This window comes from Streptomyces sp. TLI_105, from assembly GCF_900105415.1.
In the GTDB taxonomy this organism is placed as follows: Bacteria; Actinomycetota; Actinomycetes; order Streptomycetales; family Streptomycetaceae; genus Streptomyces.
Genome location: NZ_FNSM01000001.1, coordinates 3,261,419 through 3,280,362 on the forward strand (window position 1 = coordinate 3,261,419; position 18,944 = coordinate 3,280,362).

Below are 18,944 nucleotides of genomic sequence, written 5' to 3' on the forward strand. Positions count from 1 at the left end.
TGGAGGCATGACGAGTTCGATGCCTTCGCAGCACGAGGCCCCGCCCCCGGCGGAGGCCGATCCCGCCCCGCCGCTCCGGCGCTCGCGCGGAAGCAACGTCGTGGGCGGCGTCTGCGGAGGTCTCGGGCGGCGCTTCGACCTGGACCCGGTGATATTCCGGGTGGTGATCGGCGTGCTGTCGGTGACGGGCGGCCTGGGGCTGGTGTTCTACGGCTTCGCGTGGCTGCTGATCCCGCTCGTGGGCGAGGAGGAGAGCGAAGGGCGCGGACTGCTGACGGGCCGGGTGTCCGGGGCCTCCCTGGCGGCCCTGCTGATGGCGCTGATCGGCTGCGGGATCTTCCTTTCGACCCTGCACAGCGGGGAGATGCTGGGCTTCACGCTCACGCTGTCGCTCGCGGTGTGCGGGGCGGCGGTCTGGTCGCAGCGGCGGCGGGTCGGCGGTGAGACCGAGGGCAGGGCGGACGCGACGGCCGTCCTCACGGTCGCCGAGGCGCCGCCCGAGACCAAGGCGCCGCCGCTCGCCGAGTTCCCCTCCTGGTGGAAGGACCCGATCGTCAAGGACGGCTCGACGGGCAAGATCGCCGTCGGCTATCTGTGGGGCCCGCACGGAATCCTGGACGAGGACGGCCGGGTGAACGGCGAGGTGCCGAAGCCGGGCAGTCAGTGGGGCCCCGACCCGGCGGCGCCCGGGCGTCCGGCGCCCTCCGTGCGCCGGAGCCCGCTCTCCATAGGGGGGCTCGTCTTCCTGCTCGCCCTGATCGCGGGCGGTCTCGGCACGGGTCTGACGTGGGACACCCACCCGCTGGGCACCAGCCTGCAGATCGGTCTGGCGGCCGCGCTCGCGGTGTTCGGCCTGGGCCTCGTCGTCAGCAGCCTCATCGGACGGACCGGCTTCGGCACCGTCTTCCTGACCGTGATCACGGCGGGTCTGCTGGCCCTGGTGTCGGCGCTGCCCGAGCGCATCACCACGGACTGGGTCCGCGAGACCTGGCGGCCCGCCTCGGTCGCCGACGTGCGGCCGGACTACGAGCTGGGCACCGGGGTCGGCACGCTCGACCTGTCCCGGCTCCCGCTCCCGGCCGGCACGACGGCGGCGACACGCGTCGGGGTGGGCGCCGGACGGGTCGAGGTGATCGTCCCGAAGAGCGCGGTGGTGAAGCTGCACGCCCAGGTGGGCCTGGGCGATCTGCAGCTGCCGGGCGCGCCCGCCGGCGACATCGACATCGCGCCGGACCGCGACGTGACCCGGACGCTCACCCCGCCGGCCGGGACCACCCCGGCGGGCACCCTGGACCTCTCGCTGGAGGTCGGACTCGGACAGGTGGAGGTCACCCGTGCTGCTTCATGAGTTCCGCCCCGGCCGGCTGCTGGTCGGCCTGACCGCCCTCGCCCTGGCCGCGGCCTACGCGGGCGACGCCGCCGACGCCTGGGCGACCCCGTGGTACGCGGTGATCCCCGTGCTCTGCGGCGGCCTCGGCATCGCCGCCCTCGCGACCTGGGTCGCCTATCGAATACGGCGTCGTTCGGCGAGGAGCCGGTCCAGCGAGAGCACCGGGGCCCCGGCCAGCAGCAGCGGGAGCCAGGACATCAGATAGGCCAGGTCGTTGCCGAGGTAGTACGGGTGCACCTGCCAGCTCACGGTCAGCCAGAGGCTCAGCGAGATCAGCGCGCCGCCGAGCGCCGCCAGTCGGGCGAAGAGACCGAAGAGGGTCCCGAGCCCGACGGCGAGCTCGCCGAAGGCGATGGCGTAGCCGAAGCCGGCCGGGTTCTTGAGGGCGAGGTCGACGAGGGCGGGGATCGCGGAGCTATCGCGGACACCGCGCATCATCTCGCCGATGGAGCCGCTGCCCGTGTCGGCGAAGAAGGCGGAGTCGGTGAGCTTGTCGAGTCCGGCGTAGATGAAGGTGACCCCGAGGAAGATCCTCAGCGGAAGGAGGGCGTAGCGGGAGGCGGTCGCCTTCCACAGGTCGAAGGTGGTCTTCCCCTCGGCGAAACGCCCACCGGTCCCGCCCGGGCCGCCGGTGCCGATCCCGCCCAGGTCGCCGGTGCCGGGCCCGTCCGCGCCGCCGGTGCGGCCGGCCCCGGTCGGGCTGCCCGTACCGCCGGTCCCGCCCGAGGCACCGGTGCCTCCGGTCCGGCTCGGGTCGTCGCCCGTGTCGTGTGGTCGGTCCGTCTGTCCCGTCATCGTCGGTCACCTCTCCACGCCCCGGACGACTGTTCGCGGAACGATTCTCCTCGCACCCGGCGCCGGAGACACGGGAAGGGGGCCCGGACGCTCAGTCCATGACGTCGATCGTGACCCGGTTGGTCTCCACGCCGGCCGCCGTGACGACCGAGACCTCCACCCGGCCCGGTTCCACGTCCGCCGGGAGGGGGACGGTCAGGGTCGCGTCGGTGGGGTTGGCGAAGCCGCCCGGGACCGGGACCAGCGGCACGTGGGCGTGGACGGGGCCGATGCGGACGACCAGACGGGTCAGCGGGTCGGGGGCACCGGCGCCGGGCGGGACGAAGCCGCAGCCGCGGATCTCGATGTCGTCGCCCGTGCGGATCGGGGCGTCGAGGTCGCCCGCCTCCCGGGACCGGACCACGGAGTGGATCGTGGGGCGGACGCCCTCGGTGACCTTCGCGGCGAGGTGCCAGGCCGCCGAGACGCCGACGAACAGCACGAGGGACCAGGGCACCTCGGGCAGCCGGTCGGGGTCGCGGACCAGACCGACGGCGGCCAGGGCGAGGACGGCGCCGGAGACGAGGAGGTACTGCACGTCGGCGAGGGCGGCCCGGCCGCTGTCGTCGCAGACCAGGTCGGCGGCGCGCGGACGGTCGGCCCGCACCTTCTGGAGGCGGCCGGCCGCGATCCCCCGTGCGACGACGAGACGGGCGGTGACGGTGACGGAGGCGACGAGGGCGAGGACGGTCAGCAGGCCGGCGCCCCGGGCCAGGCCGAAGGCGGTCGCGCCGGGCGACCGGAAGGCCAGGAAGAGGAGGGTGAAGCCGAGGAACAGCAGCCAGCCGGCGGCGACGGCGCGGGTGGTGGAGAGCCGGTTGTCCTCGCCGATCAGCGGGGCGAGAAGACCGCCCCGGGCGCGGTGGACGTGGGCGGCGGCGCTGAGGAGGACGGCGAGGACCAGGGCGGTGCAGAGGCCGGCCGTGCGGGCGCCGGTCCAGCCGCCGCCGATGGCGGTGAGGGCCTGGCCGAGGAGAAGGGCGAGGACGGCGCCCCAGACAGCGCCGAGACCGCCGCGGCGTACGCGGTCGAGCCAGGCGAGCCCGGCTTCCCGGCCGCGCACGGCCACCGCGCGGGCGGACTGGGCGAGCTCGTCGGATACCCACTGGCGGGCGGCGACCGGCGAGTGGGCGACGGCCGCGGGGACGCCGTGTCCGGCGGCGAGCTCGTCGCGCCGGGCCAGGAAGGCGGCGACGGCGCGCCGGTGCCCGGCCTGCCCGCAGTGGGCGCAGCCGGCGCAGGCCGTCGCGTGCTCGCCGTACTGTCTCGCCTCTTGAACCGCCACGGTGCTCACTCCCGAGCTCACTTCACGGCCCGCGTGGATGCGTACCGGAGCGCCCCGAAGGGCCAACCAACCGTTGATTCCACGGAATTGTGCCGTACCGGCGGCTCTCGCGCCCGCCGCGTGCGCCCCGCCGGAGAGTGATTGCCGCGCCATCTCATTGACGTACAGAAGGGTGAAGCGATGGTGTTACGACAGGAGTTCGGGGTCCGTTCGGCTGATCCTGCGCCACAGGGGCTGGTAGTTGATCCAGGCGACGAGGTCGCTGCCGAGCTGTTCCCGGGTGGCGACCGCCTCGCGGTGGTCGATGAGCACCGGCTTGCCGGCCGCCCGCGCGGTGAGCTGCACCTGGGCGCAGCGTTCGAGGGCGATGAACCACCAGGCGGCCGCGTCGACGGAGGTGCCGACGGTGAGCAGGCCGTGGTTGCGGAGCACGATCGCCTTGAAGGTGCCGAGGGCGACGGCGATCCGGCGGCCTTCCTCGGCGTCCACGGTGACGCCGGTGTAGGCGTCGTAGAGGGCGTGGTCCTGGTAGAAGGCGCAGGCCTCCTGGGTGATCGGGTCGAGGAGTTCGCCGAGCGCGGCGAGGGCCCGGCCGTGGACGGAGTGGGTGTGGGCGACGGCGACGGCGTCGGGCCGGGCGCGGTGGACCTGGGCGTGGACGGTGAAGGCGGCCTGGTTGACGTGGTGGCCGCCCCGGACGACCTGTCCGTCGCCGTTGACCAGGATGAGGTCGCTCGCGGTGAGCTCCTCGAAGGGGGCTCCGAAGGGGTTCACCCAGAAGCAGTCGGGGTGCTCCGGGTCGCGGGCGGTGATGTGGCCCGAGACGCCCTCCTCGTACCCGAGCCGCCCGAAGATCCGGAGCGCGCCGACGAGCCGCTGCTTGCGGTGGGTGCGTTCCTCCTCGGCCGTCGCGTGGACGGGCGGCAGGGCGAAGTGGAGCCGTTCGACGGGGACGGGGTCCGGTATCACGCTCATGCGCCGGAAGGTAACGCCCGGCCGGTCAAGTCACCAGGGTCCGGACGGACATCCCCCCATCCCGCACCCCGCATCCCACACCCCGCACCCCGCCTGAGTCCGGACGGACATCCCGGCCGGGAAGCGGCGAGGCCGCCGCCCCGGGGTGCGGGGACGGCGGCCTCGTGCGCGTGCGGGAGGGCTTACTCCCACTCGATGGTGCCCGGCGGCTTGCTCGTGACGTCGAGGACGACACGGTTCACGTCGGCGACCTCGTTGGTGATGCGGGTCGAGATCTTGGCGAGCACCTCGTAGGGCAGGCGCGACCAGTCGGCCGTCATGGCGTCCTCGGAGGAGACGGGACGCAGCACGATCGGGTGACCGTAGGTGCGGCCGTCGCCCTGGACGCCCACGGAGCGGACGTCCGCGAGGAGGACGACCGGGCACTGCCAGATGTCGCGGTCGAGGCCGGCCGCGGTGAGCTCCTCGCGGGCGATGGCGTCGGCCTCGCGCAGCAGGTCCAGGCGCTCCTTGGTGACCTCGCCGACGATGCGGATGCCGAGGCCGGGGCCGGGGAACGGCTGGCGCTGGACGATCTCCTCGGGCAGGCCGAGCTCCTGGCCGACCATCCGGACCTCGTCCTTGAACAGCTGGCGCAGCGGCTCGACGAGCTCGAACTCGATGTCGTCGGGGAGGCCGCCCACGTTGTGGTGGGACTTGATGTTGGCCGTGCCGGTGCCGCCGCCGGACTCGACGATGTCCGGGTAGAGCGTGCCCTGGACGAGGAAGGCGACCTCGGGGCCCTCCTCCTGGAGGATCTCCAGCTGGGCCTGCTCGAAGACGCGGATGAACTCGCGGCCGATGATCTTCCGCTTGGTCTCCGGGTCGGAGACGCCGGCGAGCGCGTCGAGGAAGCGCTCCTGCGCGTCGACGACCTTCAGGTTGGCGCCGGTGGCGGCCACGAAGTCCTTCTCGACCTGCTCGGTCTCGCCCTTGCGCATCAGACCGTGGTCGACGTAGACGCAGGTGAGCTGCGAGCCGATGGCCTTCTGCACGAGCGCGGCGGCCACGGCGGAGTCGACGCCGCCGGAGAGACCGCAGATGGCGCGCTTGGTGCCGACCTGGGCGCGGATGGCCGCGACCTGCTCCTCGATCACGTTGCCCGTGGTCCAGCTGGGCTCGATGCCGGCGCCGCGGTAGAGGAAGTGCTCGAGGATCTGCTGGCCGTGCGTGGAGTGCAGCACCTCGGGGTGGTACTGGACGCCGTACAGCTTCTTCTCGTCGTTCTCGAAGGCGGCGACCGGCACGACGTCCGTGGAGGCGGTGACGGTGAAGCCCTCGGGGGCGGCGGAGCAGGCGTCGCCGTGCGACATCCACACGGACTGCTCGACCGGGGTGCCCTCGAAGAGGGTGGAGCCGGCCTTGGAGACGTGCAGCGGGGTCCGGCCGTACTCGCGGGCGCCGGTGTTGTCGACGGTGCCACCGAGGGTCGTCGCCATCAGCTGGAAGCCGTAGCACATGCCGAAGACGGGGACGCCCGCCTCGAAGAGCTCGCGGTCGAGGCGGGGGGCGCCCTCGGCGTACACGGAGGACGGGCCGCCGGAGAGGATGATCGCCTTCGGCTTCTTGGCCAGCATCTCGGCCACCGGCATGGTGGACGGGACGATCTCGCTGTAGACCCGCGCCTCACGGACGCGACGGGCGATGAGCTGGGCGTACTGGGCGCCGAAGTCGACAACGAGGACTACGTCCGGGTTGGAGACGTCGGGCGCGGCAGCGGGAGTCGCTGATGACACTACGGCGGCCTTCCGGCGGTAGGAGAGGTTTCCCTGGTGAGGTTTCCCGAGGGGTCCGGAGCGGTCCTGAGGGTTCCCTCGAAAGGGGGGCTATTTGTCGATTCTACCGGCGCGCCGGTGAATCTTTTCGTCTCACCATCCGAACCCGGGTTGTGACGGGGTGCACGAAGGGGGCCATACTGTCGCCATGCGCAAGCACCCGACCTTCGTCTTTACCTATGGCAACCGGCCCACCGGCTGCCATGGTCGTGCTGCTTGAGCTACTGACAAGCGACTTCCCAGGCGCCCCGGGCCGACAAGGCCCGGGGCGTTCTGCTTGTCTCCGGGCGATGTCGCCCCGGGGCTCCGGACCCGACACCACGAGGAGCCCCCGCCGTGACCACGAAGACCATCACCGAGCAGACCGGCGCCCGCACCGACGAGGCGGCGACGCTGATCGGCGACGCCCGCGAGCGCATCGACGCCCTCGACGACCGGATCATCGGCCTCATCCAGGAGCGGATGGCCATCTCGACCGTCATCCAGGAGGCCCGGATCTCCTCGGGCGGCCGCCGGGTGAACCTGGCCCGCGAGATGGAGGTCCTCGGCCACTACAGGGACGCGCTGGGCAAGCCGGGCACGGCGCTGGCGATGACGATGCTGGAGCTGTGCCGGGGCCGCATCTGAGGGACACGGCCCCCGGAACGCATCCGGGTGCGTGCCCGTACCCGAGTTCGGTACGGCTCTCACCCGTACGGCGCGTGACCGGCTCCGGTCGGGCTTCGTTGGTCCGGTTGTCCGTGCCAGCCAGGGGCGGGCCCGAAAGAAACCACGCGTGGCTTCGCTGGGGCGTGTGGCGTACCTCTCGGGTACGTCGTGGGACCTCGCACCAGCGCACGTGACCGGACAGCAGGGGACAGCAGCCCGGTCACCCAGAAAGGGCGGTCGGTCCCGGGGACGCCCGGGGCCGGCCGCAACCGGCCGATCTCCCGATCCTCCCCGTCCCCCTGATCCCCGATCCCGCCATCCCCGATCCCCTCCCCCCGCGGCGCAACCCCCCGGCGCCGCCCCGCTCGGCACCGCAGCTGCCCTGACGCCGGTGCCGACCCCGAGGGCCCCGCGCCGCGACCGGAATCGCGAGCGCGGGGCCCTTCTTCGTACCCGGCGCCACACCCCGCCACGGGAAGTGACGCGCGTCACACAAAGATCCTGTGCAACCGCTACAACCAATGGCAGGGGTCGAAGGTCATCTATGCAGCAACACCAAAAGCCGGAAGGGCGCTGCACTCGGAGGGGGGTGCAGCGCCCTTTCTGTGCACCGGTGGCGTTCAGTCCTTCTTCGGCGGGACCGCCGGGATCCCCAGGAACGGCAGCCGCAGGGCGCCGAAGGCCTCGGACGGGACGGCGGGGGACTTCGGCTCGACCGCCGAGATCCGTACGTACGCCTCGCCCTGCCGCGGGCGCGGGTCCTCCTCGCCCTTGTTCGGCCAGAAGGACATGGCGCGCTCCGCCTGGGCCGTGATCGTCAGGGACGGGTTGACGCCGAGGTTGGCGGAGACGGCCGCGCCGTCGACGACGGAGATCCCCGGGTGGCCGAAGAGCCGGTGGTACGGGTCGATGACGCCGGTCGCGCCGTCGGCGCCGATCGGGCAGCCGCCCAGGAAGTGCGCGGTGAGCGGGGTGCCCATCAGCTCGCCGACGTTGGACCCGGCGAAGCCGTTGATCTCCTCGGCGAGGAGGGTGGCGGCCTGGGTGGCCTCCGGGATCTGGACCGGGTTCGGAGCGCCGTGTCCCTGGCGGGCCGTGAGCAGGCCCTTTCCGAGGCCGCCGGGCTTGCGGTAGGTCGTGAGGGAGTTGTCGAGGGACTGCATGACCAGGCCGATGATGGTCCGCTCGGACCAGTGCCGGTTGGAGAGCGAGCGGACGGCGAGCGTCGGGTGCTTGAGGAGGTTGAGGAACCAGGCGCGCACCCGGTGCGCGCTGTAGGGCACCTGGAGGACGGTCAGGCTGCCCATCGAGTTGGAGCCCTTGCCGTACCGGACCGGCTCGATGTGGGTGTTCTCGTCCGGGTGGACGGACGACGTGATGGCGACGCCCCTGGTGAAGTCGGCCTTCTCCTTGCCGTGCCGCTTGCGGTAGCGGCGGTCGGTGGTCTGGGCGCCGACCAGTCCCTCGGAGTTGGTGCGGGTGAGCTCGCCGAGCCGGTTCGAGATGCGGGGCAGCAGTCCGCTGTCCTTCATCCGGTGCAGCAGGGTCTGCGTGCCGTACGTGCCGGCCGCGATGACCACCCGCTGGGCGGTGAAGGTCCGGCCCCTGCCCTTCCTGCGGTCGTCGGTGGGCAGGGTCTTCACCGCGAAGCCGCCCCGTGAGTCCTCGGTGACGGTGACGACCGTGGTCATGGGGTGGACGGTGGCGCCCGCCTTCTCGGCGAGGTACAGGTAGTTCTCGTTGAGGGTGTTCTTGGCGCCGTGGCGGCAGCCGGTCATGCACTCGCCGCACTCGGTGCAGGCGCGCCGGGCCGGGCCCGCGCCGCCGAAGTAGGGGTCGGCGACCTCGCCGCCGGGCTCCGCCCTCGCCGTTCCGACCCCATCCCCGCCGACGGCGTCTTGTCCGTCTCCGAAGAAGACGCCGACGGGGGCCATGTGGAAGGTGTCGCCGATGCCCATGGCCTGGGCGGCGGACTTCAGGTGGACGTCGGAGGGGGTCATCGTCGGGTTGAGGCGGACACCGAGCATTCGCTTCGCCTGGTCGTAGTACGGCCGCAGCTCGTCCTGCCAGTCCGTGATGTCCTTCCACTGCGGGTCGTCGAAGAAGGGCTTGGGCGGTACGTAGAGGGTGTTGGCGTAGTTGAGGGAGCCGCCGCCGACGCCGGCGCCCGCGAGCACCATGACGTTGCCGAGCAGGTGGATGCGCTGGAGGCCGTAGAGGCCGAGGGCGGGGGCCCACAGGAAGTTCTTCAGGTCCCAGGAGTTCTTGGGCAGGGTCGCGCGGGTGAAGCGGCGCCCGGCCTCCAGGACGCCGACCCGGTAGCCCTTCTCGGTGAGGCGGAGGGCGGTGACCGAACCGCCGAAGCCGGAGCCGACGACCAGGACGTCGTAGTCGTAGGCGGGGTCGTCCGCGAGTTCCTGATTTTGGGTAGGGGGTACCGCGGCCATGGCTCTCCTCGTACGGAAAGGGTGTGAAAAGGACAGGGCGTCAGGCGTCAGGCGTCAGCGCAGGCGCAGGGCCTTCATCGCCTTCAGGGACACGCTCATGAACGCGGCGTACTTCTCGTCGTCCATCCCGAAGGAGGGCGCGAGCGGGATCAGCCGCTGCTGGGCGACGGTCTGCGCCTCGGTGTACTTGAGGATGCCCTCGGAGCCGTGGCGGCGGCCGAGCCCGGAGTCCTTCATGCCGCCCATCGGGGACTGCACGCTGCCGTAGGCCGGGGCGTACCCCTCGTTGATGTTGACGGTGCCGGTGCGCAGCCGGGCCGCGACGGCGTGGCCGCGACGCGAGTCCTTCGTCCAGACGGAGGAGTTGAGGCCGTACGGGGTGGCGTTGGCGAGCTCGACGACCTCGTCCTCGTCCGTGAAGCGGTAGACGGAGACGACCGGGCCGAAGGTCTCCTCGCCGCAGACGGCCATCGGGGCCTCGACGCCGTCGAGGATGGTCGGCTCGTAGAAGAGGGGGCCGATGTCGGGGCGGGCGACGCCGCCGGCGACGAGCGTGGCGCCCTTGGCGACGGCCTCCTCCACGTGCTTCGTGACGGTCTCCAGCTGCCGCTCGCCGACGAGGGAGCCCATGTCCGCCCCGTACGCGAGGGAGTTGCCGAGGCGCATGGCCTTGGTGCGGGTGGCGAAGCGGTCGAGGAAGGCGTCGGCGATCGACTCGTGCACGTACAGCCGCTCGATGGAGATGCAGAGCTGTCCGGCGGAGGAGAAGCAGGCGCGGACGGCCCCGGCGGCGGCCTTCTCGATGTCGGCGTCCTCGAGGACGAGCATCGCGTTCTTGCCGCCGAGTTCGAGCGAGACGCCGACGAGCCGGTCGGCCGCGCCCCGGGCGACCTCGCGGCCGGTGCGGGTGGAGCCGGTGAAGGAGACGTAGTCGGCGTGGGCGACGACCTCGGGGCCGACGACCGGGCCCTCGCCGAGGACGACCTGGAAGACCTCGGCGGGCAGTCCGGCCTCGATGAGCAGGTCACGGGCCCAGAGCGCGGTGAGCGCGGTCTCCGTGTCGGGCTTCATGACGACGGCGTTGCCCGAGACGAAGGCGGGGAGCGCGTCGCCGACGGAGAGCTCCAGGGGGTAGTTCCAGGGGGCGATCTGGCCGACGACCCCGCGCGGCTGGCGCAGTTCGGTGACCTTGGTGAGGGTCGGCACGACGCCGGTGTGGCGCTTGGCGCGCAGGTACGAGGCGGCCTTGCGGCCGTAGTGGCGGGCGGCGACGGCGACCGCCTGCACCTCCTCGTGGGCGTGCAGGCGGGCCTTGCCCGTCTCCAGCTGGATGAGGTCGAGGACCTCGGCCTGCCGCTGGAGGACGAGGTCGTGGAAGCGCAGGAGGACGGCGGCGCGGGTCCTGACCGGGGTGGCGGCCCAGGCGGGCTGGGCGGCACGCGCGCGCGTGAAGGCCTCGGCGACGTCCTCGGGGGTGGACTCGGGCAGGTCCGCCAGCTTCTCCCCGGTGAAGGGGGTGTGGTTGGCGGTCCGGCCGGAGCCGACGACTCCGCGCGTGAGCCGGGCGACCAGCTCGGGCGTCACGACGTCGGCGGCGGTCCGCGCGCCGGCGGGCGCGGGCGCGACCGGGTTGGTCGCGCCGGCGGGCGCGGCCGGGCGGGCCGCCTCGGCGGCGGTGTCGGCGGGAACCGTGAGGGCGGCGGGGGCCTGCGAGTCCGTCATGGGGCCGAGCGTAGGCCGCGTTCCGACCTTTGGGTACCCGTCGGTAACGCGTTTTCACCGTCCACACACATCGCGCCAGCGATCACTGGCACGTAAGTCCTGATCAGGGGCTTACGGCCCCCGGAGGCCGCCCGTGGAGATTTTTCCGCCCCTCAGTCCCCCGGCGCGCGCCAGTGCTGGACGACGATGTCGAACTGCTCCCGGGTGGTCTCCCAGCTCGACTCCGGCGAGGACATGTAGATGGCGTACTCGGTGCCGTCGTCCTCGTAGTACATCTGGTCGATCGCGTGCCGCGGCCCCGGGAAGTTCTTCTTCTCGGTCCAGGTGAACTCCCACAGACAGGAGCGGACCTGGTCGCGGTAGGTGACCTGGTCGAGCTTGATCCGGTTGTAGTCCATGCGCTTCTGGAGGAGGACCTCCAGGTCGAGGGCGTGCATGTACGGGTTCTCGAAGTCGGGGCTGCGGTCGATGCTGATGCGGATGCGGTGGCGGCCGTTGTCCGGGGTGTAGTCGATCTGGTCGCCCTCCGTCTGCCGCTTCCAGCCGTCCGGTACGAGGAGGCTGAAGCCCTCCGGGTCCTTGACGCGGTGCCAGCCAGCCGGGATGCCGTCGTCCGAGCCCTTGCCGGCGGGGGAGGTCGCCGTCGTACGTCCGCCGTCCCCGCCGTCGTGGTCGCCGCCCGCGTAGTTCATGGCGGCGAAGACGGCACCGCCCGCGACGACCCCGGCGAGCAGCGCCGCGAGCACGGCGGTGCGCCAGCGGCCACGGCCGGAGGCGGACGGGGAGGCGGGGACGACCGTGGGGTGCTGTGGGGGTACGTGTGACGGCTGGGGCTGGTGAGCCAGAGGGGACTGGTTGGACTGGTGCGACGGGTGGGGCTGGTTGTTCTGGTGAGGCGGGTGGGGCCACTGCGCGGTGGCCTTCCGCGGCTCGCCGGGCGTCAGGCTCTCCGTACCGGTGCCCGTACCCCTGCCCGCACCTCCGCCCATGGCGTCCGCGCTACGCGCGTCGCCGCCCGGGCCGTGCGCGCTCGCCGCCGAGTCCAGGTCCTCCCTGGCCACGCGCTGGGTCGGCACGTACGCCTGCGCCGCCGTCGGCGCGCGTCCCTCCATCGCGTCGAGCAGCATCCGCTCGGCCTCGTCCGCGCGCGGCCGCTGCGCCGGGTCCTTGCGCAGCAGGGCCACGATGACGGAGGCCAGCGGCCCCGCCTTCGCCGGGTGCGGCGGCTCCTCGGTCACCACGGCCTGCATGGTGCTGATCGGGGAGGTGCGGCGGAACGGCGAGGTGCCCTCCACCGCCGTGTACAGCGTGGCGCCCAGGGACCAGAGGTCGGAGGCGGGACCCGGGTCGCCGCCCTGCACCCGCTCGGGCGCCAGGTAGTCGATGGAGCCGACGATCTCGCCGGTCCGCGTGATCGTCGAGTCCCCCTCGATCGCCGCGATCCCGAAGTCGGTGATGAGGACGCGCCCGTCCCGCGCGAGCAGCACGTTGCCCGGCTTGACGTCCCGGTGCAGCACCCCGGCCGCGTGCGCGGCGCGCAGCGCGCCGACGACGTGCAGCCCGATCCTGGCCGCCTCGCGGGGCTCGATCGTGCCGGCCTCCTTGGCGGCGTCGGCGAGCGAGGGCCCGTCGACGTACTGCATCACGATCCACGGCCGGTTGTCGTGCTCCAGGACGTCGTGGACGGTCACCACGCCCGGGTGCGTGATCCGCGCGGCGGCCCGCGCCTCCTTCTGCGTACGGGCGTGCAGCACGAGCCGGTCGGCCTCGGCCACGAAACGACCCGCCGTCAGCTCCTTCACCGCCACCACGCGGTGCAGCACCTCGTCGTGGGCGCGCCAGACCTTGCCCATGCCGCCGCGCCCGATGGACTCGCCCAGCCGGTAGCGACCGGCGAGCAGCAGCCCCGCCCCTGTGCTCTGAGAATGTTCCACTTGCCCCCGCCCGTTCCTTCTGAAGCCAGGTTACGGAGGGGGGTGCGGGCGGCGGAACCTCGGGGCGGTCATAGGAACAGCACTGTGACCGGGGGGCGGTGGGACACGCGCGTCACCGTCCCGGGCGGAACGCCTTCGTGGCCTGCTCGTAGATCTCGGACACCTTGTCGCGCTCGCTCTCCGGTCCGATGACCTGGACGACGTGGTACCGACCGCCGTCGATCAGGGCGAGGTTGCGCACGAACACCTCGCGGCCCGTGCTGTCCGGCCAGGTGTAGTACCCCTCGGCCGTCGGCGTCCGGCCGATGTCCACCCGGCGCGTCTTCTCCACCCGTGACCAGCTGGTCGAGCGGTACGGCTCCAGCTCGCGCTCCTTGGCGTTCTGGTACTCCAGCGGGTCCGCGCCGTTGTCCCGGACGCTGTCCCGGCCGGGAACGACGATCAGCGTGAAGTCGCCCCCGGTGTAGCGCACTTGTCCGGCGTCGTTGATCGGGCTGCGCCGCCACCCCTTCGGGACCCCGATCCGGAAGCCCTCCGGGTCCTGGCGCAGGTCGTACCCGGCGGCGAGCGCGAGGGCCGAAGGGCCCGCCGGGGGCGGGGTGGTGGCCGGTTTCGTGGTCGGCTTCGCGGTCGGTTCGGCGGGCGGCTCCGTGGTCGCGGACGGGCCGGACGCCGGGCCCGTCGCGGTCGCGGGCGTGGTGGGCGCGGCGGTCCGCTCGTCCTTCCCCGGCATGAACAGGACGGCGTACGCGACGGCTCCCACGAGCAGCAGGAAGACGAGGATCAGGAGCGTACGGCCCAGGGAGCGCGGAGAACCCGAGGTCCGGGAGGACGACGGGCGCGTGGAGGACCGGGGCGCGCGGGGGGCGCGCTGCGGGAGCTCTCCGTCGAACTCGTCACGGAACTCGTCACGGAACTCGTCGCGGTAATCGGGCTGTACGCGCGCGGAGCCGTGCTCCTGGCCGTACCCGCCCTCCTGCACGGGGCCCCGCAGGCCCTCGCCCCGGCTCGCGGGGCGCGGGTCCTTGCCGCGCTTGTGGCGGTGACGGCCCGCCCCCGCTCCCCCGCGCCACCGGCGAACCAGCTCGCCGCGCCGGCGCACGATCGGCAGCCGCGCCTCGTCGAAGGACGGCAGCGGTACGACTCCGAGCCCGGCGTCCGGCTCCGGCGCCGAGCGGACGAGGGAGCGCAGCCAGCCGCGCAGCTCCTCGAAGTCGGGCCGCTCGGTGGGGTCCTGACGCAGCAGGGACTCCACGACCGGGCGCAGGGGCCCGCACTCCTCGGCGAAGGCCGGCGGCTCGGCACAGACCAGCTGGACCAGCTCGGTCGCGCTGTCCTCGGGGTACGGGGCATGGCCCTGGACGGCCCGGTAGAGGAGCGCGCCGAGCGCCCACAGGTCGGTGGCGGGGCCGATCGGCGGGGCGAGGCGCCAGTTCTCGTGCACGGGCCCTGCCTGCTCGGGCGCCCAGCGCTCGGTCACCGCGCCGACGACCGCGATCCGGGTCTGGCGGGCCCGCTCGGCGGCGAGCCGCGTGGTCGGGCCCCGGTGCGCCTGGGCCGGGATCGCGACCGGCGCTTCGTCCCGGGCGCCGACGGGGGCCGGGAGCGGTGCGGGGTCCGGGGTCGCCGCGGTGTACCCGGCGGGCAGGGCCGGACGGCCCGAACCGGGCAGCAGGGGGCCGCCACCGGCCGGGATCGGCCCGGAGCCGTCCCGCGAGGCGTGCGGGCCGTCGCTCCAGCTGCCGGCCAGCATCACGCGCGGCGGCGGGCCGGCCTGCGGGCCGCCGCCGTACGGCTCGTCGCCGTCGTCCTCGTCGTCCTCGTCGTCGGCCACCCGTGCCCACCACTGCGGTTCGGGCGCGCCGGACGCCTGCGCCGTCGGCGGCGGGGGCGGTCCGGGCGACTCCGGCGGCGCGGGGCGCTGGACGGGGAGCGCCCCGGTCTCGCCGAGGCGGGCGGCGGCTCGCGCACCGGCGCGGTACGCGGCGATGGCCCCGGCCCGCGCGGCCCGCACGTCGGCGGTGGGCGGCGCGACCGCGGGCCGCGTCTCGGCGACGGGGGGCGTGGCCCGCCCGTAGGGGTCGACGCCGTAGGGGTCGGGGGCGGCGGGCCCGTCGGGGCCGTGACCGGTGCCGGTGCCGGTGCCGTCCGGATACGGCTCGCCGCCGAACCCGTCGTCCTCCTCGCCCTCGTCGCCCTCGTTGCCCTCCTCGTACACCTCCACCTCGTACGCCTCGGAGCCGTGTTCCTCGAGCCCGTAGTACGCCTCGGAGCCGTACTCCTCCGTCCCGTACCCCTCGGAGCCGTACTCCTCAAGCCCGTACCCCTCGGAGTCGTACCCCTCCGCCTCGTACGCCTCCGTCCCGTACTCCTCAGGCGCGTACGGATCGGCGGTGTACGGATCGGCGGTGTACTGATCAGCCGTGTAAGCGCCCTGTCCCGGCACCGTCGGCTCGTGTTCCTCGTGCTCGGGCGTCGGGGGCGGCGCGAACTCGTCCGGTGGTTCCGGGACCGTCGCGTAGCCGCAGAGGGCCTCCTCGGCGGCGCCCACCGCGAGGCCGCTGAGGACCACGCGGCCGTCGTCGCAGACGAGCACGGTCCGGGCGGTGATGTTCCGGTGCACCCAGCCGTGGGCGTGGAGGGCGCGCAGGGCGGTGAGGAGGTCGGCGCCTATCTCGGCCGCGCGGTACGGGTTGAGGGGTCGCTCGGCGAGCAGCGCGGCCAGCGGTCTGGCCGCCACGCGCTCGCTCACTATCCACAACGAGCCGGCCTCAGCGAAGACGTCGAAGACCTGGTCGAGAAGGGGGTGGTCGGGTATCTGCGCGGCGGCCTGGGCGGCCTCGATGGCCCGGCGCACGACGGGTTCGGCCGGTCGGCGGGTGGCCGCGCCCGTGCCGCCGTAGGAGCCGGCGGGACCGCCCTGTCCGTCGAGCACCTCGGCGTCGACGAACTCCGGCAGCGGCACCTGGCGGACCAGGACCTCCTGCCCGCTGTACGTGTCGAAGGCGCGCGTCTCCACCGGGTCGTACGCGTCGGCGTCCGCCGGTGGCAGCGGCAGGCGGTAGCGGTCGGCGAGCACCCTTCCCGCGTAGTCGTCCACGACGCCTCCCCACGCGCGCACGATGTCCCCCGTGGACCCGCGGATCCCTCGGGATCACGCGAGTCCGTCAGTTCCGGTCCGGCACCGCGCAGTTGTCGACTCTGTTCGGCTGCGTTCGGTCCGCGAACCTCACGATACGTGGCACCGGTCAGTCCTTGGGGCTGAACGTGGCGAACGCCGTCTCCCGCAGCGTCTTGCACGCCGCGCCGTTCCACTCGTCCGCCGCGCAGCTGACCATGATGGAGTAGCCGTGCGTGGCGTCCACCTTGAAGCCCCGGTTGAGCACGTGGACGCGGATGCCCTTCTGCGTGCGCTCGAACTCCCAGTCGGCGACCGTCGGGTAGCCCTTGTACGAGACGGGCCTTATGCCGAGGTGCTTGTAGTCCTGGCTGGTGGCGGCCACGCCGTAACGGGCCAGCTCCCAGGCGTTCGCCGCGTCGTCCTTCGGGCTGCCGTTGTAGTCGACCTGGACGCGCGGGAAGCCGCCGCTCTCGCTGAAGATCGCGCCGAGCGAGTATCCCGGGATCGAGCGCTGCTTGAAGGACGTCGGCATCGCCATCGCGAAGTGCAACGGGCCGTTGGTGACGAGGGTGTAGCCGGCGGGCAGCTGCGTGCCCGTGTCGCCGCCGGGCTTGCCGGAGGGCGTGGTGCCCTTCTGCCCGCCCGTGGACCCCGTCGTGCCGTCGGTGCCCGTCGACCCCGTGCTGCCGTTGTCGCCGGGCTGCACGCCGCCCTGCTGGCCGGGGCCGCCCGAGGACTGGCCCTGGGCTCCGCCGGAACCGCCGGCGCCCCCGGAGGCGCCGCCACCGGCCGTGGCGCCGGCCGAGGCCGTGGTGCCCCCGTCGCCCTTGCCCTGGTTGCCCTCGTCGCCCCCGCCGCCGAGGGAGACCGCGAGGATCGTCCCGAGCACGGCGAGGACGGCGACCGCGGCGATGATCACCAGGGTGCGGCGCGGCACGACGTCGGTGAGCGGCGCGCGGGCGGGGGCGGGCCTGCCGCCGCCCCGCAGCGGCTCGGTCGCGAGCCTCGGGGCCGGCTCGGCCTTCGCGGAGGCCGCCGCGTTCCGCACGGACTTCAGCGCGCCCCGCATCCGCTCCACGGCCGCGTCGGGACCCTTCTCGGCCGCCGGAGCCGTCGGAGCCTGCTCGGGGCGCGGCGGCAGCGGTATGACGGTGGTGACCTCGGGCGAGGCCACGGGCGCCGGCTCGGGCGCGTCGAGGACGGCCCGCAGCAGGACCCGGGCGCGGGCGTCGTCGAGCCGCTGCGCCGGGTCCTTGGCCAGCAGGCCGTAGATGACCTGCTCCAGCTCGGGGCCGGCGTTCTTCGGCGGGTCGACCGGCTCGGTCATCACGGCCGTGAGGGTGGCGATGGCGGAGCCCTTGTCGTACGGCGGGCTGCCCTCGACCGCCGCGTAGATGAGGCCGCCCAGCGACCACATGTCGGCGGCCGGGCCGGGCTTGTGGCCGCGGGCGCGCTCCGGGGAGATGTACGAGGGGGCGCCGACGAGCATGCCGGTGGAGGTGATCGAGGGGTCGCCCTCCACCTGGGCGATGCCGAAGTCGGTGAGGACGACCCGGCCGTCCTCGGCGATCAGGACGTTGGACGGCTTCACGTCGCGGTGCAGGATGCCCTCGCGGTGCGCCGAACGCAGCACGTCGAGGATGGCGAGGCCGACCTCGGCGGCGCGCCGGGGCGTGAGCGTGCCGTCCTCGCGGACGGCGTCCGCGAGCGACTTGCCCTCGATGAGCTCCATGACGATCCACGGACGGTCGTCCTCGTCGACGACGTCGTACACGGTCACGGCGCCGTTGTTCCGGATCCGGGCGATGGCCTTCGCCTCGCGCAGGGTCCGGGTGATGAGGCGTCGCTTCTCGTCCTCGTCGATGCTCGTGGGGAAGCGGAGTTCCTTGACGGCGACGGTGCGGCCGAGGGTCTCGTCGACGGCGCGCCACACCGTGCCCATGCCGCCGCGCCCGAGGACCGCGCCGAGCCGGTAGCGGCCCGCGAGCAGCCGACCCTCGCCGACCGGCGCCTTGCGGAACTTGTCGCCGCCGCGCGTGGTGGCCGGACCGGTCCGGTGGTCGCTCTCGCCGTCGCCGTCGCCGGCCCCGAAACCGGCACGTCCGGTCGAGGGCTCGGTGCCGCGCAGCCGCCCGGCCGCGACGGCGTCGTCACCACCGGCCCCGGAACCCGTCGCACCCGAACCCGCCGCGCTCGAACCCGTCGCCCGGGCGGACGGCGCGTCCTGAGGCTCCTTCACGTCCGGCCCGGCCTCCCGGGCCGCCGGGACCGCCACGTCCGGCGCGGACTTCACGGACTCCACGGACTCCGCAGACTTCACGGACTTCGCGGACTCCGCAGGCTTCGCGGGCGCCGCGGACTTCCCGAACTCCACGGACTTCTCGGACTTCACGGACTCCGGAACCTCGACGTCCGGCGCGGACTCCGCAGCCGTCGGGGACTTCGCGGACCCCACGGATCCCGCCGTCCCCACGACCTCCCCGGACTTCGCGTCCTCGACGTCCCGCCCCGGCTCCCGCCCGTCCTCCGGGCCCTGCGCACCCCGTCTGACCTGCGCGTCCTTCGTGTCTCGCTCCGACTCGCGCGCGGCCGGAACCGCTCCTCGGTCGCCGTCGGTCGCGGCCCCCGCGGCGGCGTCCCGCCTGGGGTCCCTCGCCTTGTCCCGCGACTGCTCCGCCTCCGACATGCGTCCCCTCTGCGATCCCTGATCTGCGCCGCGTCTGCCGCTTCCCGCGCGATGCGGTAACCCGCCCTGGAAGAGAGGCCATTGTCTC

At 73.4% G+C, this 18,944-nt stretch carries 12 protein-coding genes; 3 read left to right on the plus strand and 9 right to left on the minus strand.

Annotated elements, in window-relative coordinates:
• Positions 1–7: 7 nt before the first annotated feature.
• Positions 8–1,348 (plus strand): PspC domain-containing protein, encoded by a 1,341-nt coding sequence (locus BLW86_RS14720; protein ID WP_093874480.1) that lies wholly within the window; start codon positions 8–10, stop codon positions 1,346–1,348.
• Positions 1,335–1,595, plus strand: coding sequence for a hypothetical protein (locus BLW86_RS14725; RefSeq protein ID WP_093874481.1), 261 nt, complete (start codon positions 1,335–1,337; stop codon positions 1,593–1,595). The genes BLW86_RS14720 and BLW86_RS14725 overlap by 14 nt, the downstream gene beginning before the upstream one ends.
• Here the strand turns inward: BLW86_RS14725 and BLW86_RS14730 are convergent.
• The 4 genes from BLW86_RS14730 to guaA all read right to left on the minus strand — a co-directional run bounded on the left by BLW86_RS14730 (position 1,505) and on the right by guaA (position 6,259).
• Entirely contained in the window at positions 1,505–1,966 is a 462-nt protein-coding gene (locus BLW86_RS14730) for a DoxX family protein (protein ID WP_093878672.1), read from the minus strand. The genes BLW86_RS14725 and BLW86_RS14730 overlap by 91 nt on opposite strands.
• Before the next feature lie 310 nt (positions 1,967–2,276).
• The gene (locus tag BLW86_RS14735) at positions 2,277–3,509 is read right to left on the minus strand and encodes a hypothetical protein (protein WP_371129497.1); all 1,233 of its coding nucleotides are present in this window, start codon (positions 3,507–3,509) and stop codon (positions 2,277–2,279) included.
• Positions 3,510–3,695: 186 nt separating this feature from the next.
• Entirely contained in the window at positions 3,696–4,484 is a 789-nt protein-coding gene (locus tag BLW86_RS14740) for a class II aldolase/adducin family protein (protein ID WP_093874483.1), read from the minus strand.
• Between the two features lie 182 nt (positions 4,485–4,666).
• Complete coding sequence (gene guaA, locus BLW86_RS14745) at positions 4,667–6,259, minus strand: glutamine-hydrolyzing GMP synthase (protein ID WP_093874484.1); 1,593 nt, start codon at positions 6,257–6,259, stop codon at positions 4,667–4,669.
• Positions 6,260–6,634: 375 nt separating this feature from the next.
• Here guaA and BLW86_RS14750 point away from each other — a divergent pair, with 375 nt between their 5' ends.
• Positions 6,635–6,925, plus strand: a complete 291-nt coding sequence (locus tag BLW86_RS14750) for a chorismate mutase (RefSeq protein ID WP_093874485.1) — start codon at positions 6,635–6,637, stop codon at positions 6,923–6,925.
• Positions 6,926–7,566: 641 nt separating this feature from the next.
• On the opposite strand, the gene BLW86_RS14755 is transcribed toward BLW86_RS14750, so the two are convergent.
• The 5 genes from BLW86_RS14755 to BLW86_RS14775 all read right to left on the minus strand — a co-directional run bounded on the left by BLW86_RS14755 (position 7,567) and on the right by BLW86_RS14775 (position 18,856).
• Positions 7,567–9,393, minus strand: coding sequence for a GMC oxidoreductase (locus BLW86_RS14755; protein ID WP_093874486.1), 1,827 nt, complete (start codon positions 9,391–9,393; stop codon positions 7,567–7,569).
• A 54-nt stretch (positions 9,394–9,447) separates the two neighbouring features.
• Positions 9,448–11,115, minus strand: a complete 1,668-nt coding sequence (locus BLW86_RS14760; RefSeq protein WP_093874487.1) for a succinic semialdehyde dehydrogenase — start codon at positions 11,113–11,115, stop codon at positions 9,448–9,450.
• 152 nt (positions 11,116–11,267) lie between these two features.
• Positions 11,268–13,049: a serine/threonine-protein kinase gene (locus tag BLW86_RS14765; protein ID WP_093874488.1), complete on the minus strand. Its 1,782-nt coding sequence runs from the start codon at positions 13,047–13,049 to the stop codon at positions 11,268–11,270.
• 112 nt (positions 13,050–13,161) lie between these two features.
• A complete protein-coding gene (locus BLW86_RS14770) occupies positions 13,162–16,149 on the minus strand; it encodes a protein kinase (RefSeq protein ID WP_093874489.1) in 2,988 nt (995 codons plus the stop codon).
• Positions 16,150–16,297: 148 nt separating this feature from the next.
• The gene (locus BLW86_RS14775; RefSeq protein ID WP_093874490.1) at positions 16,298–18,856 is read right to left on the minus strand and encodes a serine/threonine-protein kinase; all 2,559 of its coding nucleotides are present in this window, start codon (positions 18,854–18,856) and stop codon (positions 16,298–16,300) included.
• Positions 18,857–18,944 lie beyond the last annotated feature (88 nt).